General features: G+C 52.8%; 14 protein-coding genes. 10 read left to right on the forward strand and 4 right to left on the reverse strand.

The features are described 5' to 3' along the window. Positions 1-124: 124 nt before the first annotated feature. From ileS to QQL65_RS09955, 8 genes are all read left to right on the forward strand, one after another. The gene (gene ileS, locus QQL65_RS09920; RefSeq protein WP_284364115.1) at positions 125-3,082 is read left to right on the forward strand and encodes an isoleucine--tRNA ligase; all 2,958 of its coding nucleotides are present in this window, start codon (positions 125-127) and stop codon (positions 3,080-3,082) included. 5 nt (positions 3,083-3,087) lie between these two features. Next, the gene (lspA, locus tag QQL65_RS09925; protein WP_284364116.1) at positions 3,088-3,561 is read left to right on the forward strand and encodes a signal peptidase II; all 474 of its coding nucleotides are present in this window, start codon (positions 3,088-3,090) and stop codon (positions 3,559-3,561) included. Positions 3,562-3,636: 75 nt separating this feature from the next. Beyond that, complete coding sequence (locus QQL65_RS09930; protein ID WP_284364118.1) at positions 3,637-4,263, forward strand: hypothetical protein; 627 nt, start codon at positions 3,637-3,639, stop codon at positions 4,261-4,263. A 47-nt stretch (positions 4,264-4,310) separates the two neighbouring features. Beyond that, positions 4,311-5,918, forward strand: a complete 1,608-nt coding sequence (locus tag QQL65_RS09935; protein WP_284364120.1) for a pseudouridine synthase — start codon at positions 4,311-4,313, stop codon at positions 5,916-5,918. A 21-nt stretch (positions 5,919-5,939) separates the two neighbouring features. Further along, entirely contained in the window at positions 5,940-6,491 is a 552-nt protein-coding gene (gene rsmD, locus QQL65_RS09940; protein ID WP_284364123.1) for a 16S rRNA (guanine(966)-N(2))-methyltransferase RsmD, read from the forward strand. A gap of 98 nt (positions 6,492-6,589) precedes the next feature. Continuing rightward, positions 6,590-7,282 (forward strand): DsbA family protein, encoded by a 693-nt coding sequence (locus QQL65_RS09945; protein ID WP_284364126.1) that lies wholly within the window; start codon positions 6,590-6,592, stop codon positions 7,280-7,282. 30 nt (positions 7,283-7,312) lie between these two features. Next, on the forward strand, positions 7,313-10,771 hold the full coding sequence (gene smc, locus QQL65_RS09950; protein ID WP_284364128.1) for a chromosome segregation protein SMC: 3,459 nt from the start codon (positions 7,313-7,315) through the stop codon (positions 10,769-10,771). 27 nt (positions 10,772-10,798) lie between these two features. After that, a complete protein-coding gene (locus tag QQL65_RS09955) occupies positions 10,799-11,680 on the forward strand; it encodes a GNAT family N-acetyltransferase (protein ID WP_284364129.1) in 882 nt (293 codons plus the stop codon). A gap of 5 nt (positions 11,681-11,685) precedes the next feature. Here the strand turns inward: QQL65_RS09955 and mutL are convergent, their stop codons facing one another. Beyond that, the gene (mutL, locus tag QQL65_RS09960; protein ID WP_284364130.1) at positions 11,686-13,554 is read right to left on the reverse strand and encodes a DNA mismatch repair endonuclease MutL; all 1,869 of its coding nucleotides are present in this window, start codon (positions 13,552-13,554) and stop codon (positions 11,686-11,688) included. Positions 13,555-13,655: 101 nt separating this feature from the next. Between mutL and QQL65_RS09965 the strand changes: the two genes are divergently transcribed. Beyond that, positions 13,656-14,111, forward strand: a complete 456-nt coding sequence (locus QQL65_RS09965; protein ID WP_284364133.1) for a nucleoside deaminase — start codon at positions 13,656-13,658, stop codon at positions 14,109-14,111. Here QQL65_RS09965 and QQL65_RS09970 read toward each other — a convergent pair. Continuing rightward, on the reverse strand, positions 14,074-14,946 hold the full coding sequence (locus QQL65_RS09970; protein ID WP_284364135.1) for a patatin-like phospholipase family protein: 873 nt from the start codon (positions 14,944-14,946) through the stop codon (positions 14,074-14,076). The two genes, QQL65_RS09965 and QQL65_RS09970, sit on opposite strands and share 38 nt — an antisense overlap. A 152-nt stretch (positions 14,947-15,098) precedes the next feature. Here QQL65_RS09970 and QQL65_RS09975 point away from each other — a divergent pair, with 152 nt between their 5' ends. Further along, positions 15,099-15,989, forward strand: a complete 891-nt coding sequence (locus QQL65_RS09975) for a phosphotransferase (protein ID WP_284364137.1) — start codon at positions 15,099-15,101, stop codon at positions 15,987-15,989. A gap of 20 nt (positions 15,990-16,009) precedes the next feature. On the opposite strand, the gene QQL65_RS09980 is transcribed toward QQL65_RS09975, so the two are convergent. Further along, a complete protein-coding gene (locus tag QQL65_RS09980; RefSeq protein ID WP_284364139.1) occupies positions 16,010-16,786 on the reverse strand; it encodes a crotonase/enoyl-CoA hydratase family protein in 777 nt (258 codons plus the stop codon). Further along, on the reverse strand, positions 16,776-18,425 hold the full coding sequence (locus QQL65_RS09985; RefSeq protein WP_284364141.1) for an AMP-binding protein: 1,650 nt from the start codon (positions 18,423-18,425) through the stop codon (positions 16,776-16,778). The genes QQL65_RS09980 and QQL65_RS09985 overlap by 11 nt, the downstream gene beginning before the upstream one ends. Between the last annotated feature and the right edge of the window lie 49 nt (positions 18,426-18,474).

Here is an 18,474-nt window from a genome sequence, read left to right on the forward strand (position 1 = left end):
CAGCGCGAAGCGTCGGATAGTTCATCGCTCGCCAACAACAGTGGGACAACAGGCCGAAGCGCCAAACGACCCAATCTGGCGATAAGAGACAAATTTCCAAAAAAGTTCATGGAATTGATCCAATATGACCGACAATCAAGCGCCATCCAATGAAGCGCAAAAAGCCGACAAAAAAGACTATTCAGCCACGCTGAACCTGCCAAAAACTGATTTTCCAATGCGTGCCGGATTGCCAAAACGCGAGCCAGGTTGGCTGCAGCGCTGGGAAGATATGGACCTATACAATCAGCTGCGCGAGGAATCTAAGGACCGTGAGAAGTTCACACTTCACGATGGCCCTCCATACGCGAACGGCAATATCCATATCGGGCACTCGCTCAACAAAGTCCTCAAAGACATCATTGTCCGCTCAAAGCAGATGATGGGCTACAACGCAGCCTATGTACCGGGTTGGGACTGTCACGGTTTGCCAATTGAGTGGAAAATCGAAGAGATGTACCGCGCCAAGGGCAAGAACAAAGACGAAGTGCCGGTCAACGAATTCCGCAAGGAATGCCGTGAGTTTGCCGATCATTGGGTTGGCGTGCAGCGGGAAGAGTTTAAGCGGCTTGGGGTAACTGGTGATTGGGAAAACCCATACATCACCATGAGCTATGACGCTGAAGCGCAAATCGCACGCGAATTGATGAAGTTCGCCACCTCTGGTCAGCTTTATCGTGGCTCAAAACCTGTGATGTGGTCAGTCGTTGAACGCACCGCGTTGGCGGAAGCCGAAATCGAATATCACGATTACGAAAGTGATGCGATTTGGGTGAAGTTCCCGATCAAAGCGGCTGGCGGCACCGGCGACCAAGAAACATTGGTGGAACAACTGCTCGACGCTGCGGTGACCATCTGGACCACAACACCTTGGACGATCCCGTGTAACCGAGCAATTTCCTTCTCAAACGCAATCTCTTATGGCCTTTACGAAGTAACGGAAGCGCCAGAAGACAATTGGGTGACCGTTGGCGAAAAGCTTGTGCTTGCTGATGCGCTGGCCGCTGATGTGTTTGCCAAGTCACGCGTTGAAGGGTTCAAAAAAGTCGCTGACGTGCCAGCAGATGTGCTTGCAACTATCGAGTGCGAACATCCGCTCAACGGTCATGCTGATGCCTATACGCACACAATTCCGCTGCTCGACGGCGACCACGTCACCGATGATGCGGGTACTGGCTTTGTGCATACAGCACCCGGCCATGGTCGAGATGACTTTGAGATTTGGATGACTAATGCGCGTGATCTTGAAGCGCGTGGCATTGATCCGAGCATTCCATTCTGCGTGGATGATGCAGGGCAATACACCAAAGATGCGCCAGGCTTCCCTGATGTTCGGATCATCGATGATAAGGGCAAAAAGGGTAAAGCCAACCAAGCAGTTATCACGGAACTATCTGCCCGTGGCAACATGGTTGCCCGTGGTCGCGTGAAGCACCAATATCCACATTCTTGGCGCTCCAAAAAACCGATCATCTTCCGAAATACGCCGCAATGGTTCGTTTATATGGACCGCGACATTGAAGGTGCTCAGGCAGATACGCTGCGCACCCGTTCGATGAATGCGATTGAGCAAACCAAATTTGTGCCGGAGATTGGCAAGAACCGCCTGCGTGCAATGGTTGAAGGGCGTCCCGATTGGGTGCTTTCGCGCCAGCGGACTTGGGGCGTGCCAATTTGCGTGTTTGCCAACGCTGATGGCGAAGTGCTCAAAGACGATGAAGTAAACCAACGTATCGCTGACGCTTTTGAAAAAGAAGGTGCGGACGCCTGGTTTGAAGAGGGCGCAAAAGAGCGGTTCCTTGGCAACAAATACAATGCCGAGGACTGGGACCAAGTGATGGACATTTTGGATGTGTGGTTCGACAGTGGGTCGACACACTCCTTCGTGTTGGAAAAGCGCGAACATCACAAATCGCCAGCCAATGTCTATCTTGAAGGTTCCGACCAGCACCGCGGCTGGTTTCAATCTTCTTTGCTTGAGAGCTGCGGTACCCGCGGACGCGCGCCGTATGAAACCGTGATCACGCACGGCTTCACTATGGCCGAAGACGGGCGCAAAATGTCGAAGTCAATCGGCAACACCATCGCGCCTCAAGATATCATCAAGCAATATGGTGCCGATATTCTTCGCCTATGGGTAGCATCTGTCGACTATTGGGAGGATCATCGGATCGGTGACACCATCATCAAGACATCCGTCGATGCCTACCGCAAAATGCGCAACACATTGCGCTTCTTGCTCGGGAGTTTGGCACACTTTGATGAGGGTGAAAAAGTGGTTGCTGCGGATATGCCGGAGCTTGAGCAATATCTGCTGCACCGCATCGCATTGCTCGATAAAGAAGTACGTGACGCCTACAATAATTATGACTTTAAACGTGTGTTCTCGACGCTGTTTAACTTCATGACTGTTGATCTGTCAGCGTTCTATTTCGATATCCGCAAAGACGCGCTCTATTGCGATCCGAAATCGAGCATCACGCGCAAATCGTCGCTGACGGTTCTAAACACGCTCTATGAATGCCTGACCGCATGGCTTGCGCCAATCATGACCTTCACTATGGAAGAAGTGTGGTTGGAGCGGAACCCAGAAGACGGTTCGTCTGTCCACAAGCGTCAGTTCCCAACCATCCCAGCCGATTGGCAAAATGATGATTTGGCGAGCAAATGGGCTAAAATCCGCAAGGTTCGTCGCGTTGTGACAGGTGCGCTAGAAATCGAACGTCGTGAAAAGCGCATCGGTTCGTCGCTTGAATCTGCGCCAGACATTTATGTCGCTGATGCCGACCTTTATGTTGCATTGCATGGTCAGGACGCGGCTGAAATCGCCATCACTAGCCAAGCCAATGTCTTGCAGGCGGAAGGTCCAGCCGAAGCATTCCGATTGGATGAAGTGCCAGGCGTTTCTGTTGTGCCAAAAATGGCTGAAGGCAAAAAATGTGAGCGCTCTTGGAAGGTCTTGCCAGAAGTTGGCACTGACGAGGAATATCCAGATGTAACCTTGCGTGACGCCCAAGCGTTGCGTGAGTTGGCTGGAGCATAAATCTGATGAAGGCAAATATCGCACATAAATCGGTGTTTGCCTTCATTTTGGCCGCGCTCATTGATCAGTTCCACAAGTTCTACATGATCAAGGTACTTGGTTGGCAGGGTGGTGAATTGATCACCGTCACGCCATTCTTTGACTATGTTTTGGTGTGGAACCCCGGCATTTCATACGGCCTGTTTTCATTCATTCCCGCTTGGGGATTGATCGTGATGATGCTGGTGGCGTGTTCAGGCCTTGCCTATTGGTGGGCCACATCGCCATCCAATTTGGTGCGCTGGGGATTGGCAATTACACTGGGCGGTGCGGTTGGAAACATTGCAGATCGTCTCGTTTATGGCGCTGTTGCGGACTTCTTCTCGTTCCATGCCTACGGATTCAACTGGTACATTTTTAACCTCGCTGATGTAGCAATTGCTCTTGGCCTTGCCGCGTTAGTGTGGGATATGTTCACATCAAAAGCCGAAAAGGCCTAAAATCGCCCAATTTCGCATCTAGCGAAGGGAATGGCTGCAATTGCGGCATGTTGGAGTTAGGGACGCTAAGAACAAATGAGTTTTCTAAATATCAAACGCTCGGCTTTGCGCCCAATTCAATTTGCCTTGCTTGGCACATCTTTGCTTGCTCTGGCTGCTTGCACGACAGTTGAAGGCACCAACGCCTTCAAAGACGGTGAAACATTTGAGCGCGAAGTGCTAACCGCCACTGCCGAAGGCATCGGTTTGCTGCCGCGTGAGAAAAAAGAAGACGTAAAGTCTGAGCGCGCACCGCTTGTTTTGCCAAAAGATGCGGCCGTGTTGCCAATTCCTACAAAAGGCACACAAACAGCTGCTTTGCCTGAAGACAGCGACAAAGTGTTGTTGGACAAATCAAAGCTGACCGAAGAAGAAATTCGCTTGCTCCGCGGTGCACGTGTTGTTGACTTAGGCGCTGTGAAAGGCCGTCCTTTCACCCCTGAAGAGATGGCTGAAGTGGCCCGTCGTTTCCGCGAACAGCGTGAAGCTTATGCCAAGGCCCTGAAGTCGGGCAAAAATCGGCCGCTCTATTTGCCGCCAGAACGCTATTTCACCAAAGTTGGCGGCGCTGACCTGATTTGCTTGGCTGAAAATGGTGATTTGGTGCCTTTGGATAGCCCATTATGTCCCGAAGACATAAGAGCGGCATTGCAAGGCAACTAACAAACCGCTACACCGCGCCAATATGAATTCTTCAATCGGAGCCAAAAATGGCGACTGACAAAAAAGGCGCGCCCCAAAAATCGCGCGACGGCGAGCGCATCGCCAAGGTAATTGCTCGTTCTGGTCACTGTTCTCGCCGCATGGCAGAAACGTGGGTGGAAGAGGGCCGCGTCGCTGTGAATGGAAAGGTGATCAAAACACCTGCGTTCAACGTGACTGAAAAAGACAAGATCACTATCGACGGTGACAGATTGGCCAAAAAGGAAGCCACACGCATGTGGCTTTACTATAAGCCTGCAGGGCTTGTGGTCAGTGAAAGCGACCCAGAAGGTCGCCCGACGGTGTTTGATGAGTTTGACAAAGCGGGTTTGCCGCGCGTTTTGACCATCGGCCGTTTGGACATCAACACTGAAGGCTTGTTGCTGCTCACTAACGAAGGTGGGCTAAAGCGCGTGCTTGAGCTGCCATCCACTGGTTGGACGCGCCGCTATCGCGTGCGGGCGCATGGCCGCATCACCCAAGAAAAACTCGATGAGCTGAAAGACGGCATTACGGTCGATAAAGTTCATTATGGCCCAATCGAAGCAACGCTTGAGCGTCAACAAGGTGCCAACGCTTGGATCATCATCTCACTCAAAGAGGGCAAAAACCGCGAAGTAAAGAACGTGCTCGCGGCGCTTGGCTTAGATGTGAACCGTTTGATCCGCATGTCCTATGGGCCCTTCCAGTTGAATGAGATGAAAGTTGGCGAAATCTCTGCGGTCAAAACGAAAGTTTTAAAAGATCAGTTGAGTGCCAAGCTGGCTAAAGAGGCCGGTGTTGATTTTGACGGCCCAATTGTGCCTGTCGAGATCAAGAAGCCGACGCGCAACAAACCTCAATCTCGTGGAAAGCCGCAAGACCCGGTTAAATCGGCTGGTAAACCCGTTGGTCGTACGGACCGCCCCGTGCGTCCTGTGCGCAAAAAGTACGAAGAAAAGCCGGTTGAAGACACAGGACCAAAGTCCAAAGTGTTTAAAGAAGACGGCAGCACCTACTTTATCGACACGCCTCAACGTAAAGACGAAGACGATGATGATCGTCGTGGCGGCCGCAAAGGCAAAAGCTTTGGCGACAAGAAGTCATTCGGCGGAAAACGTGAAGGCGGCGGTCCTGGCAGACGTGAGCCGAGCCGCGGCCAATCGGACGAGCGCAACAAGGGACGTGGACGGTCGGACGATCGTGGTCGGGGCGGTGATAAAGACAATCGCAGCAGAAGCGACAACAAATCGTTTGAAGATCGTGGTGGGCGCAAGCCAACAGGCAAGTCACGCGGCCCGCGCCGTGATGATCGCTCCGCAGATGACCGCCGTGGCGCATTTGTAAAGCGCGAAGAACGTTCAAGTGGCGAAGGTGATCGTTCGCGCAGCGCGTCGCGCCCAGACAGTCGCGGCCGTGGCGGCAAAAACAAGACCTTCGTTTCCGCCAATAAAGATGACGGTCGCCAATATGGCAAGCCGCGTTCTGGTGGCCGCCCAACTGGCGGCAAGCCGGGTGGCGCACGTTCTGGCGGAAAACCTGCCGGTCGTCCGTCGGGTAAACCATCAGGCTCGCGCTCAAGCAATCCAAATGCAAACCCAAATCGGCGCGCTTCACCGCCAAAATCGCGCAAATAGCGTTTAGATAAGGCAAAAGACATGCGCATTGTTGCGGGCAAGTTCAGATCGAAAAAACTGCACACACCGGAAGGGGATGAAATTCGTCCAACTTCTGATCGCGTGCGGGAGAGCCTGTTCAACATTCTGGCCAACCATTTTGGCCCGGCTTTTCATGAGGTTCGCGTGCTTGACCTGTTCGCAGGAACGGGTGCGCTGGGCCTAGAAGCTTTGTCGCGCGGCGCGGAACATGCGTGTTTTGTTGATACCGGCGTTGAGGCGCGCGCATTGTTGCGAGAAAACATTCAAGATTTCGGTGTTGCAGGGCAGGCGAGAATGCTGCGTCGTGATGCAACCGATTTGGGGCAGGTGCAACGCATACCTCCATGCAACTTGGTGTTTCTGGACCCGCCTTATAATCAAGGCTTGGGCGAAAAAGCCATTAAGGCAGCGCTAGACGGCGGCTGGGTTGCCGAAGATGCCATTATTGTTTGGGAAGAAAGCAAGTCTGCGGAATTGACCATTCCCGAAGAGCTGACCGAGCTTGATCGTCGCAATTATGGCGATACTCAAATCTTGATTTTGCAGCGATAATCACTCCAAAGTGAGCGAAGTGCTGCGCATTGCCCTCTTGCCGCCACGTTTGACATATGTAACATCACGACAACGATAAAAACGAGGAGTTTGGTGACGTGAAGATTAGCCGCAGAACAGCCATGGTTACTGGCGCAAGTTTTGGTGCATTATTGCTTGCAGGTTGTGACAATGCAGCCAATAGCGAGGCCACAAACCAAACAACCGTTACAAGCGACAATACGTCAACAAGTGGCGAAGAAATCACCCGCACTGGCGACCTGATGAAGCCATTGGGTTTTGAAGACCGCTGGTTGGGCGATGAAAATGCCAAGGTGACAGTGATTGAATATGCGTCACCAACTTGCCCGCATTGCATGAATTTTGATTTGAATGTGTTTCCAGAATTCAAAAAGACGTTCATTGATACAGGGAAAGTACGCTTTACCCTGCGTCCATTCAGCCGCTCGATTTTGGACGCTGTGGTGTTCATGGTGGCCGCTTGTGATGATCCAGCCGCAGACTATTACCCTGTGATCAAGTCATACTATGAAACAATGCGTTCTTGGGCAGTAAGCGACAATGCGAAAGCAGAAATGGCTCAAGTGGCAATAAATAACGGATTTACACAGGAAAGATTCGAAGCTTGCTTGACAAACCAAGAGCTTTTCAAAGGATTAGAGAAGGCGCGAAATCAGGCATTGGAAGAATTTGGCCTTGAGGCGACGCCAACATTCTATGTGAACGGCAAGAAGCTGGCTGGAGTTATATCGGTTGAAGAATTCGCCAAGGAGATCGAACCGCTACTATAGCGACGATCGCTCCCTGAGATGGGGGGCGCGATGAAGTTTTCGCGCCTTCGGCTGACCGGCTTTAAATCTTTTACTGATCCCACCGATCTACATCTAGAACCGGGCCTCACGGGTATTGTGGGGCCGAATGGCTGTGGCAAGTCCAACCTTGTTGAAGCGATGCGCTGGGTGATGGGCGAAAGCTCATACAAAAACATGCGCGCTTCTGGCATGGATGATGTGATCTTTTCAGGTTCGGCAAACCGCCCCGCGCGCAACAGCGCGGAGGTGACGCTATTCCTCGACAATAAAGACCGCACAGCGCCTGCTGTCCTCAATCATGAAGATGAGCTGGAAGTCACCCGTCGCATTGAGCGCGAACATGGCTCTGTTTATCGGGTCAACGGCAAAGAGGTGCGCGCCCGTGATGTGCAATTGCTGTTTGCTGATGCGTCTACTGGAGCGCGATCACCTGCGATGGTGCGGCAGGGACAAATTGGCGAACTTATTTCGGCAAAGCCCAAACAACGCCGATTGATCTTGGAAGAAGCTGCCGGAATTTCCGGATTGCATTCGCGTCGTCATGAAGCGGAATTGCGATTGCGCGCAGCCGAAAGCAATCTTGAGCGTGTTGATGATATCATCGCCAATGTTGAGACCCAGCTTGAGAACCTCAAACGACAAGCACGCCAAGCGACCCGTTATCGCAATATATCTGGCGACATCAGAAGAGCCGAAGCCACGTTGCTGCATTTGCGCTGGGTGGCGGTAAAGGTGAAGGAAAAAGAGACCGAAGCCGAGCATGCGCGTTTGGTCAACTTACTGGCTGACGCCACGCACCTAGATTTGGCCGCGAAAAAACGCCTAGAGCAATCAGAAGAGCAATTGCAGCCTTTGCGGCAAAAAGAGGCGGAAGCTGCCGCCACTTTGCAACGGATCAGAATTGCGCTGACCCAACTCGAAGAAGACGCCAAACGTGCCAACCAACGTAAAACGGAACTTGAGGGTCGGTTGGTGCAGGTCAAAGTCGATGCGGCGCGCGACACGGACTTGATATCGGAAAGTCGCGAGCTGATCGCTAATCTGGCCGAAGAAGAAAGCCAGCTGAACAAAGACGCAGCGAGCGCATCGGACGACAACACACAGGCTCAGCAAGACGCAGAGCGCACCAAGGTCGCCGTGCAAGAGGCGGAAAGCGCCCTGCGCAGCAAATCCGACAAGCTGAGCGAAATTCGCGCTCATAAATCGTCAACCCAACGCACACTTGATGATGCGAAGACGCGGTTGGAAAAGCTAAATCAGCAACTAGCTGACGTGGCTGATGAGGCGCAAAAAATCATTAGAGCTTTGTCTGAAGACAAAACGCTGCAAGCGCGCCAAGAGGCATTGGCCGCCGCTCGAACTGAAGCTGAACGTGCGGAACAAGACGCGGACAAAGCCGAAGCGGCGACGCGACAGGCTGAGCAGGATCTAAGCGAAGCCCGACCCGCCCTGACGAGCATTGAGGCGGAAATAACCAAGCTTGACGCTGAAGCGCAAGCTATTGGCAAAATGCTGGAGCTGCACGATCAATCTTTGTGGCCAGCTATTGTTGATGCCCTCGAAGTAGAGCCAGGGTTTGAAACTGCGCTCGGCGCTGCCATAGGTGACGATCTAGACGCCTCATCTGACGATGCGGCGCCTTTGTTCTGGTCCCAGCCGGGCGATCACTCAAATGACGCGCCGTTGCCCGCCGGGGCCGATGCATTGAGTAGCTTTGTTAAAGGTCCAGCCTTGCTGACCCGACGCCTTAATCAAATCGGTGTGGTGGCGCATGCGGATGGCGAGCGTCTGATGCGCGAATTGAAACCCGGGCAGACCTTGGTGACCAAAGATGGTGAGCTGTGGCGCTGGGATGGATTTGTTGCCCGTGGCGACGCCCCCACAGCTGCGGCTCAACGCCTGGCACAGCGCAACCGTCTTGCGGATATTGATGCGGAGCGGCGTGCATTTGCTTCGAAGCAGGAAAGTATACGCGCTGATGTTCAGGCCAAGTCTGAAAAACTAGCGGCCAGCCGGGAGCAAGAGCGCCAATGCCGCGACATCTACAAAGATGCGCAACGCGCCATCAGCGCCGCCCAAGCCGCCGTTGAAGCGGCGCAAAAGGGATTGGTCGATCTTACATCGCGTCGTAGCGCGCTAGAAGAAGCGCAAATTCGTCTCAAATCAAGTCGCGACGATGTAGTGCTTGTTGTTGAGGATGCTCAAAACGCGCTGGTGGCAATTGAAGACGATCAGGATCTAGCCCGCACAATCGAAGCGGAAAATATGCAGCTTTCGCGTTTGCGCGAGCAAGCGGATCTGGCACGGCTTCGCCTAGCTGGCTTTGAAAATGCGGCGCGGATGCGTGAGCAACGTTTGGCCCGCATCGCATCGGAGCGCAGCTCATGGCAAAAGCGCCTTACTGACGCGGAAACGCACCTAGCGTCACTTGTGTCGCGTCAGCAAGAAATCGAAACACAACTTGAAGATTTAAACAGCGCGCCGGATCAGTTTGCCGATCAACGCCGCGCGCTGGAAGACAAAATCGACGATGCGGAACAGACACGAAAGCGCGCCGCCGATGCGGTGGCGACTGCAGAGCAAATGCACCGCGAACAGGATCGCGACGCCCGCGATGCAATTGCCGCTTTGTCTAAGGTGCGCGAGGAAATTGCCCGGATCGAAGAGCGTCTGAAATCGCTTGGTCAGCAGCGTTTGCAAATCGAGCAGAATGTGGTGGAAACGCTCAATGTCAGCGCCAACCGCACGGCAGAAATTGCAGGCATTAAGCCAGAGCAGCAATTGCCAAATGAGGCTGCGATCGAGGCCAAACTGGAGCGCTTGAAACGTGAACGCGAGCGCTTGGGTGGCGTGAACCTTCGCGCCGAGCAAGAAAGCACCGAAGTTGGCGAGAAACTTGAGACTATGATCGCGGACCGCGAAGATCTCATTGCGGCAATCGCCAAGCTGCGCACTGGCATTTCCAACCTCAACCGTGAGGGCCGCGCACGCCTTACCGAAGCTTTCGACAAGGTCAATGCGCACTTCAAAGAACTGTTCACGCAATTATTTGGCGGCGGCGACGCAGAACTCACCTTTGTGGAAAGCGATGATCCACTGGAAGCAGGCTTGGAAATTATCGCGCGCCCACCCGGCAAGAAACCGCAAACCATGACCTTGCTTTCAGGTGGTGAACAAGCGCTGACGGCCATGTCGCTGATCTTTGCGGTGTTCCTGACCAACCCGGCCCCAATCTGCGTGCTAGACGAAGTCGACGCGCCGCTCGACGATGCGAACGTGGAACGTTTCTGCAATTTGCTCGATTCAATGCGTGAGAAGACCGAAACCCGCTTCGTTGTGATCACGCACAACCCCATCACCATGGCCCGCATGGATCGCCTGTTCGGTGTCACCATGGCCGAGCGCGGCATCTCAAATTTGGTATCAGTTGACCTGACAACCGCCGAGACATTCCTCGAAGCGAGCTAGGCTGTTTCCTAGATTAAGGGGTTGGTTATGCTTGTGCCATTTCAGCCAAAAGACTTTGAATCTACGTTGCAATTTCTTGGTCGATGTTGGCTCGACGAGAAAAGCCGTAACTTTCATCCAGGGGACTTTGCCCATTGGATGAGCAGCAAATATCGCGGCAATGATCTGGACAAACACTTTGCACTATTGCGGCGAAGCGATGAGATTATTGCCGTGGTCGAGTTCAACTTCAAATCGCGCAGCTATGCGAGTGTTGTTGCGCCAGAAATCCTACGAATAAATGGCGGTGAAGATATTCACCGATCTGCAATCAAGCACCTTAGTTCGCCAAATCTCGTTGATGTAGATAAGCCAATTACCACCAATCTTTCAGCAAACGATGAGCAGGGCATCAATTGCCTCAAAGACCTTGGCTTTTCGATTGAGGAAGATGATTTCGCCGTTCTTTCGCAGCCCCTCGGCGATACTCCAAGTCCTGAATTGCCAGAAGGATTTTCGTTGCGACTTGCTGCGGAAGATAGTGACGCAGCCAAATTGGCGGCGGTGCACAATGGAGCCTTTGGGCCCAAATGGTCAGCAGCTGAATACTTAAAAGTGATGCACGCTCAAGCCTTCCAACCTGCTAGCGAACTTGTGGTTGTTTCACCCGATGGTGACTTCGCATCTTTTGTCGTGATCTGGTGCGATCCGACAAGCAAATCGGGCCTTTTTGAGCCTGTCGGATGCCATAAAAACTACCAACGCAAGGGACTAACGCGAGCGCTAGTGTATGAAGGTTTAGCGCGAATGAAGTCCGCTGGAATGACAAGCGCATTTGTTGGGCATGAATCCTCGAACGAATCTGCGACAAGCTTTTACAAATCGCTTGGCTTTGTGCCTTCATTTAAAACTGTGCTTTGCACCTCATAGAAGCACTACCGCCGCCCAAACAGCTTTTCAATATCCACTTTGCTTAGCTGCACATAAGTGGGGCGGCCGTGAATACATTGGCCCGAATGGGGCGTGGCTTCCATCTCGCGCAAAAGCTTATTCATTTCTTCGGCACGCAGGCGGCGGCCAGATCGCACAGAGCCATGACAGGCCATGCGGGCGGCGATTTCTTCCAAGCGTTCCATGACAATTGAAATGTTGTCCCATTCCGCCAATTGGTCTGCTACGTCGTTGACCAGTTTATGAACGTCTGAACTGCCCAAAAGGGCAGGGGTTTCGTAAACCGCGACGGCGGCAGGGCCGAAACGTTCTAGGCCGAGCCCAACGTTGGACAATGCTTCTGCAGCATCTTCTAATCGGGCGCAGTCTTCCTCAGGCAGATCGATCACCACTGGAATGAGATGCTTTTGCGCCGGTACTGGACCGTTGTTCAGCTCTGCTTTGAACCGCTCATAAACTAACCGCTCATGGGCGGCGTGCTGGTCCACAACGATCAAGCTGTCTTCCGACTGCGCAACGATATAGTTCTCAAACAATTGCGCCCGCGCTACGCCAAGTGGATGCTCGCCCATCGCCATATCTTCAGCCGCGGCCATGTCCGCACTGGCTAAATCCTCCATGCGGGCACTTGGGGTGTTCAACCCATCCATGCGTGGCATTTGCGGCGGAATGGCGCTCGGGCGATAGCCATAATCGCCCTGATATTGCATGGTGCGCTCTGCCTGCGGATCAATTGATGGCTGACCAGTTTCACTCATCCCATAGGACGATGGCGGTGCGTTTGGCGGTGGTGGCGCTTGCCCGGCAACGCCTGGCTGAAACGCGGCCAATGTTGCGTCGGATACAGTTTTTGACGCGCGAAATCCTGCTTCGTCCAACGCGTTCATTAGCCCGCGAATAACAGCGGCACGCACCAAACCTTGGTCACGAAAACGTACCTCAGATTTCGCAGGGTGCACGTTGACGTCCAAATCAGCGCTCGGCATATCGATGAACAACGCGACAACTGGAAATCGGTCGCGTTGCAAGAAGTCAGAGTAGGCGCCGCGCACGCCACCCAGCAAAACCTTGTCGCGCACCGGTCGGCCATTGACGAAATAGAACTGAGAAAGTGAATTGGCTTTGGTATAGGTAGGCAAGGCCGCCATTCCGGTTACGCGCACTGGCCCCCGCTGATAATCAACCGGCACAGCATTGGTGGCAAAGTCGTTGCCCATAATCTGGCCAAGGCGGTTCTTTGCAGCACTATCCCCTGTTTGGGCGGGCCAGTTCGTGGTTTGCCGGTCTGAGCCTTGCAAGATAAACTGCACATGCGGTTCGGACATGGCCAAGCGGCGCATAATATCTGTGATCGCGTTGGCTTCCGCGCGGTCTGACTTTAAGAACTTCAACCGCGCAGGCACATTCTTGAACAAGGATTTAACTTCAACCACCGTGCCTTGCGGCATCGGGTTAGGGGAAATTACAATGCGCGGACCATCAAAACCGAGTTTTAACCCCAACTCTTCGTCCTTTGCCCGCGTCGCAATGCTCAACTCGGCTACCGCGCTGATAGATGCCAAGGCTTCGCCGCGAAAACCAAGTGTTTGGATATCATCAAGCGCGTCATCTTTGAGCTTTGAGGTGGCATGGCGCGAAACACTGAGACGCAAATCCTCTTCGCCCATGCCGTGACCATTGTCCTCAATGCGGATGAGCGACTTGCCGCCCGCGCTTGTGGTGACCACAATGCGTGTCGCGCCAGCGTCCAATGCGTTTTCAACCAGTTCTTTGACGATGCTTGCCGGACGTTCGATGACTTCGCCAGCGGCGATTTTGTTCACCAGATCGTCGGGCAGTTGCCGAATGCGCATGAAAATGATTCTCCTATTGGGCAATAGCCTAACCTGTGTGATCGCCCTTTGCATCTTTGGCGTGGCTGTGGCAAAGCTTCATCAACAAGCAAAGTGAGCAAATGAAAGCAACTAACAATCTTTCTCCTATGCAGCAGGCCCTGCAACTGGCGCAAGAAGCCGCAAACAACGGTGAAGTTCCGGTGGGTGCGGTCGTGGTGCATGATGGAAAGGTGATTGTGCGGGTCGCCAACCAAATGAAACAGCTTGCTGACCCAACGGCTCATGCTGAGATGTTGGCGATCAAAGAGGCGTTGGATGTCGTTGGCACCGGGCGGCTTGCCGAATGTGATTTATACGTAACGCTTGAACCTTGCACCATGTGCGCAGGCGCAATTGCGCATGCGAAACTGCGGCGCGTCTATTATGGTGCGGATGATCCGAAAGGGGGAGCGGTGGACAATGGCGTGCGGTTCTTCAATCAGCCAACATGTCACCATCAGCCTGAAATCATTGCAGGTCTAAACGAAAGCGAAAGCGCTAAACTGCTTCAGCAGTTCTTCCTTGAGCGGCGATAAACTGATCAACTTTTTCCGCCAGTTTAAATTTGAACTGATCTTTGACCGCGTCACCAGCATCCAAAATTTCGCGCACACGCCAAAACTCATACGCACCAAAATCACGCACGTTCGGCTTCACATAAATATCTGGCGGGTAAGCACCCAACGTTTGTGCGGTAATTGCATGCATCATAATTTGCGCCGCGCCCATACCAATGTCGATCGTTGACGGTGTGATGCTCGGATCTGTGAGAATGGGGTCACCATTCACATCAACCCCGATCACAATGTCCATGCCCTGACTGGCATGATCTAGTGGCAATGGGTTCACAACGCCGCCATCCACCAACAAACGATCTTCATGGATTACAGGTTTAAATAGGCTTGGGATCGCAATTGATCCTGCGAGTGCCCAATCTAGGCGACCCTTATGGAAGACAGCCGGGTGCCAAGACCGATAATCGGTTGCCACGACCTTTAATGGGATCTGCAGGTTCCTGAAACGGCGCGGGAACGGCTGGGGCGAAAATGCACCCAATACCCGCAATGCATCAAACTGCATCGAGATGCCATCTTGGAACATGGAGCGAATGTCATAGACCTGCGTCTTCCACAATCGAGAGCTGAGCGCGCGCATCGTGCCTAAAACGTCTAATGCATGTTCGCGGATGTCATTACCTGACATGCCGGATGCCCAGCCTGCGCCAATATATGCACCAATAGAGGTGCCTGCGATAAGGCTTGGTTTGAGCCCCATCTCATCCATTGCTTGAATAATGGAAATATGGGCTAAACCGCGTGCTGCGCCGCCACCAAGGGCGACGCCAATTCGAGGACCGTACAAGGTCGTCATATTCGTCACCTAACTCTACTTTACTGCTTAAAAGCCTATCACACCGAGGTTAACAATTTCACGAATTGCAGCATTTTTGCCACCTTAACTTGGTGTATTGTGGCTATAAACTATGTTCCATTCAACGCAACAATAAGTGAAATGAATTGAATTTGAGCACTGGTTTAGGCACTGCATTTGATGAGGTGGGGATCAAAAGTGCCATTGCAAGTAGGTGGCCAAAATATTCTTCTTATGAATTGAAGCGTGTTGTATCTGGCGGAACTGAAAACGCCATGTATCGTCTTGGCAATGAGTTGGTTGTTCGCGTTCCACTGCACGATCATGCGGCGAATGCGCTAAAACGCGAAGTTGCCATTCTGCAATGCGTAAGGCTGCGCGCACTAAACGTGCCAAAAATCGTTGAGTTTGATGCTGGGTCGAAATCATCCATGCCAATTGCAATTTATGAGTGGATGCAAGGCAGCGACTATTTCACAAATCCACCCCTTGATCCGGTGCAAAGTGCTGAACTCCTGGCCTCTTTTATTGCGGAGTTGCGTTCTAACGAACCTGATCACGGGTTTTTGGGAGAAAACTCAGACCACAAACGCGGTATACCGCTGATCGAAAAAACCGAAATTACCCGTAAATCAGTTTTTGAGATTGCCGACGAGTTTGATCGCGAAGTGCTTTTGGGCATTTGGGACGACGCAACAAAGGCCGCGCCACATGATGGAATGCCTAGCTGGTTTCATGGCGATTTGCACGCAGGTAATCTGATCACAAATGGCGGTATTCTGACGGGCGTTATCGATTTTGGTCTTGCCGCCGTAGGCGATCCTGCCGCTGACTTGCCGCCTGCTTGGTGGTTGTTTGAGGGCGAGGCGCGCGCAAAGTTCAAAAAGTCATTAGGTGTTGGCGAAGACGAATGGCGGCGTGGTCGCGGTTGGGCGTTGCACAATGCTGTTATTGCCTACGCCTACTATCGCGACAAAGAAAAAGCCGAACTCACCAAAATGTCGCGTGATGCGATTGTGCGGTTGACTGAAGAAACTGATTAAACTCTCAGTTCGATAGAAGGCTATTCACCCCGCCAAACAGGTTTGCGCTTTTCAATAAACGCGGTTGGGCCTTCTTTGGCGTCTGCGGTCGCGCCAATCTCTTGCATTTGCTGATCGTTTGCCTCCCACAGATGCTGTTCCACCAAGTCAGTAGAAAGATCGGAAAGCGCAAGGCTGGCTTGAATAGACAAAGGCGCATTTTCACCGATTTCTTGCGCAAGTTGTATTGCGCTTTCTAGCGCTTCGCCGTCCGGCACCACATTGTTAAGCAATCCCCATTGTAGGGCGTCCTGCGCGCTGAACACGCGCCCGGTCAGCAGTATCTGGTTTGCGATGACCCTTGGTACGCGTCGACCAAGCCGGATCGCTCCGCCGCCAGCAGCCACTAGGCCGAGTTTGCTTTCAGGTAGACCAAACTTGGCGCTTTCGCTGGCGACAACCAGATCGCATGCCAACATCAGTTCAAACCCGCCAGCAAGAGCCGCGCCTTCTACCGAGGCGATGACAGGCTTTTTGCGTTTGCGTTTCACAAAGCCTGCAAATCCGTATTCGCCAAACAGCATTTTGTCCGCATCGCCTGCAACAAATGCCTTTAAGTCCATGCCAGCACAAAAGGATGGACCATTGCCTGCAATGACAGTGCACAAAATGGAATTGTCGGCTTCGATTTGGTTGAACGCATCGCGCATCTGGTCGCACATTGCGGCATCAAATGCGTTGCGCTGATCGGGACGGTTCAAACTAACAATGGCAATGCCGTTGCGGCGTTCCAACAAAATAGCGCTATTATTGCTCATCGGCTGCTTCCTTTTCTGCGCGTTGCCGCAGTTCAGCGCGGATGATTTTGCCACTGGTGGTGATCGGCATGTCGGTAATGAAACGGATGACGCGCGGATACTCGTACGCGGCCAATTTGTTTTTGACATGCGCTGCGATCTCGTCTGCCAAGCCAGCGCTGCCAGAATAGCCGTCTGCCAGTTCAATGTAGGCAGCAACGATCGAGCCGCGAACCGGGTCAGGCTTGCCCACAACGCCCGCCATTTTGACTGCTGGATGGGTCAATAGACAGTCTTCAATTTCGGCGGGGCCAATTCGATAGCCCGATGAACTAATCACATCATCATCGCGACCAATAAATCGTATTCGTCCGCTTGCCGTTTTGTGGCCTTTGTCACCCGTCAATAGCCAGGCGGTGCCGTCAATCTCAACAAATTTGTCTCGCGTTGCGTCAGGGTTGTTCCAATAGTTCAGGAACATCACTGGATCAGGAGAACGCACCCCAATGCTGCCATCGTCGCCAACGCCCATGAAGGATTTTGCCTTTTCGTCTATTATTTCCACGTCATGACCAGGAACGGCAAAGCCCATCACCCCCGGCTCTGCGGGTTCTAGATCAACGCAGGATGAAACGATCATATTGCATTCGGTCTGGCCGTAGAATTCGTTGATTGTCGTACCGAAAACCTTGTGGCCCCAATCCAACAACTCCGTGCCAAGCGTTTCACCACCGCTGGCGACAGAACGAAGTTTTAGCCCCCAGCTTTCAGCATCCGGGTCTTGACGCATCATTTTCAGCGCGGTTGGCGGCAGAAAGGCATTTTGAACATTGTGGTCCCGCATCAGCTCGAACGCGTCTGAGGCACGAAATTTAGCAAAGCGGCGAGCGACAACCGGCACCCCGTGATGCAACGCAGGCATCAACACATCAAGCAATCCACCAATCCAAGCCCAGTCGGCCGGGGTCCAAATACAATCATCGGGTTGCGGCAAGAAATTGTGGCTCATCTCGACGCCGGGGAGGTGCCCCAACAATACACGATGGGCGTGCAAAGCACCTTTAGGTTTGCCGGTGGTGCCTGAGGTATAGATCAGAATTGCTGGATCGTCAGCTTTGCTGTTGTGCGGGGTAAAATCTGTCGATTGACTATTGCATGCTGTGTGAAAGTCAATTGCCTCTTCCTGCGCACCATCAATAGAGATGACGCGCTGAAGCGCGGGAAGCTGCCGTCGAATGGTTTGCAGTTTCGCGGCCCCGTCAGCATTGGTGATGACAGTGTGGGCACCGCTATCGTTGAGCCTATGCAACAACGCTTCTGGCCCAAAGAGCGTGAAAAGCGGCAATGAGATTGCGCCCATTTTTGTTATCGCAATATGGGATATGGCGGTTTCAATACATTGCGGCAGCAAAACCGCGACCCGATCTCCCACCTGAATGTTGGCGCTGAGCAAATTGGCAAGCTGGTTCGACTTATCAAGCAGCTGCCCAAAACTGTAGGAGTGAAAACTCTTATCTTCAGCAACATCGATGATAGCGATTTTATCCGGCGATTGCGCGGCGATCCTGTCGCAAATATCTACCCCGATATTGTATCGTTCGGGAATGTGCCACTTAAACTCGTCGCGCGTGGAGCCTATATCGCCCTGTTTTGCCAGCATGTTCTTCCTCCCTCACATTAATGAACGATTGTTCAGTTAATGCGTTGAG

Source organism: Maritalea porphyrae, from assembly GCF_030159895.1.
In the GTDB taxonomy this organism is placed as follows: domain Bacteria; phylum Pseudomonadota; class Alphaproteobacteria; order Rhizobiales; family Devosiaceae; genus Maritalea; species Maritalea porphyrae.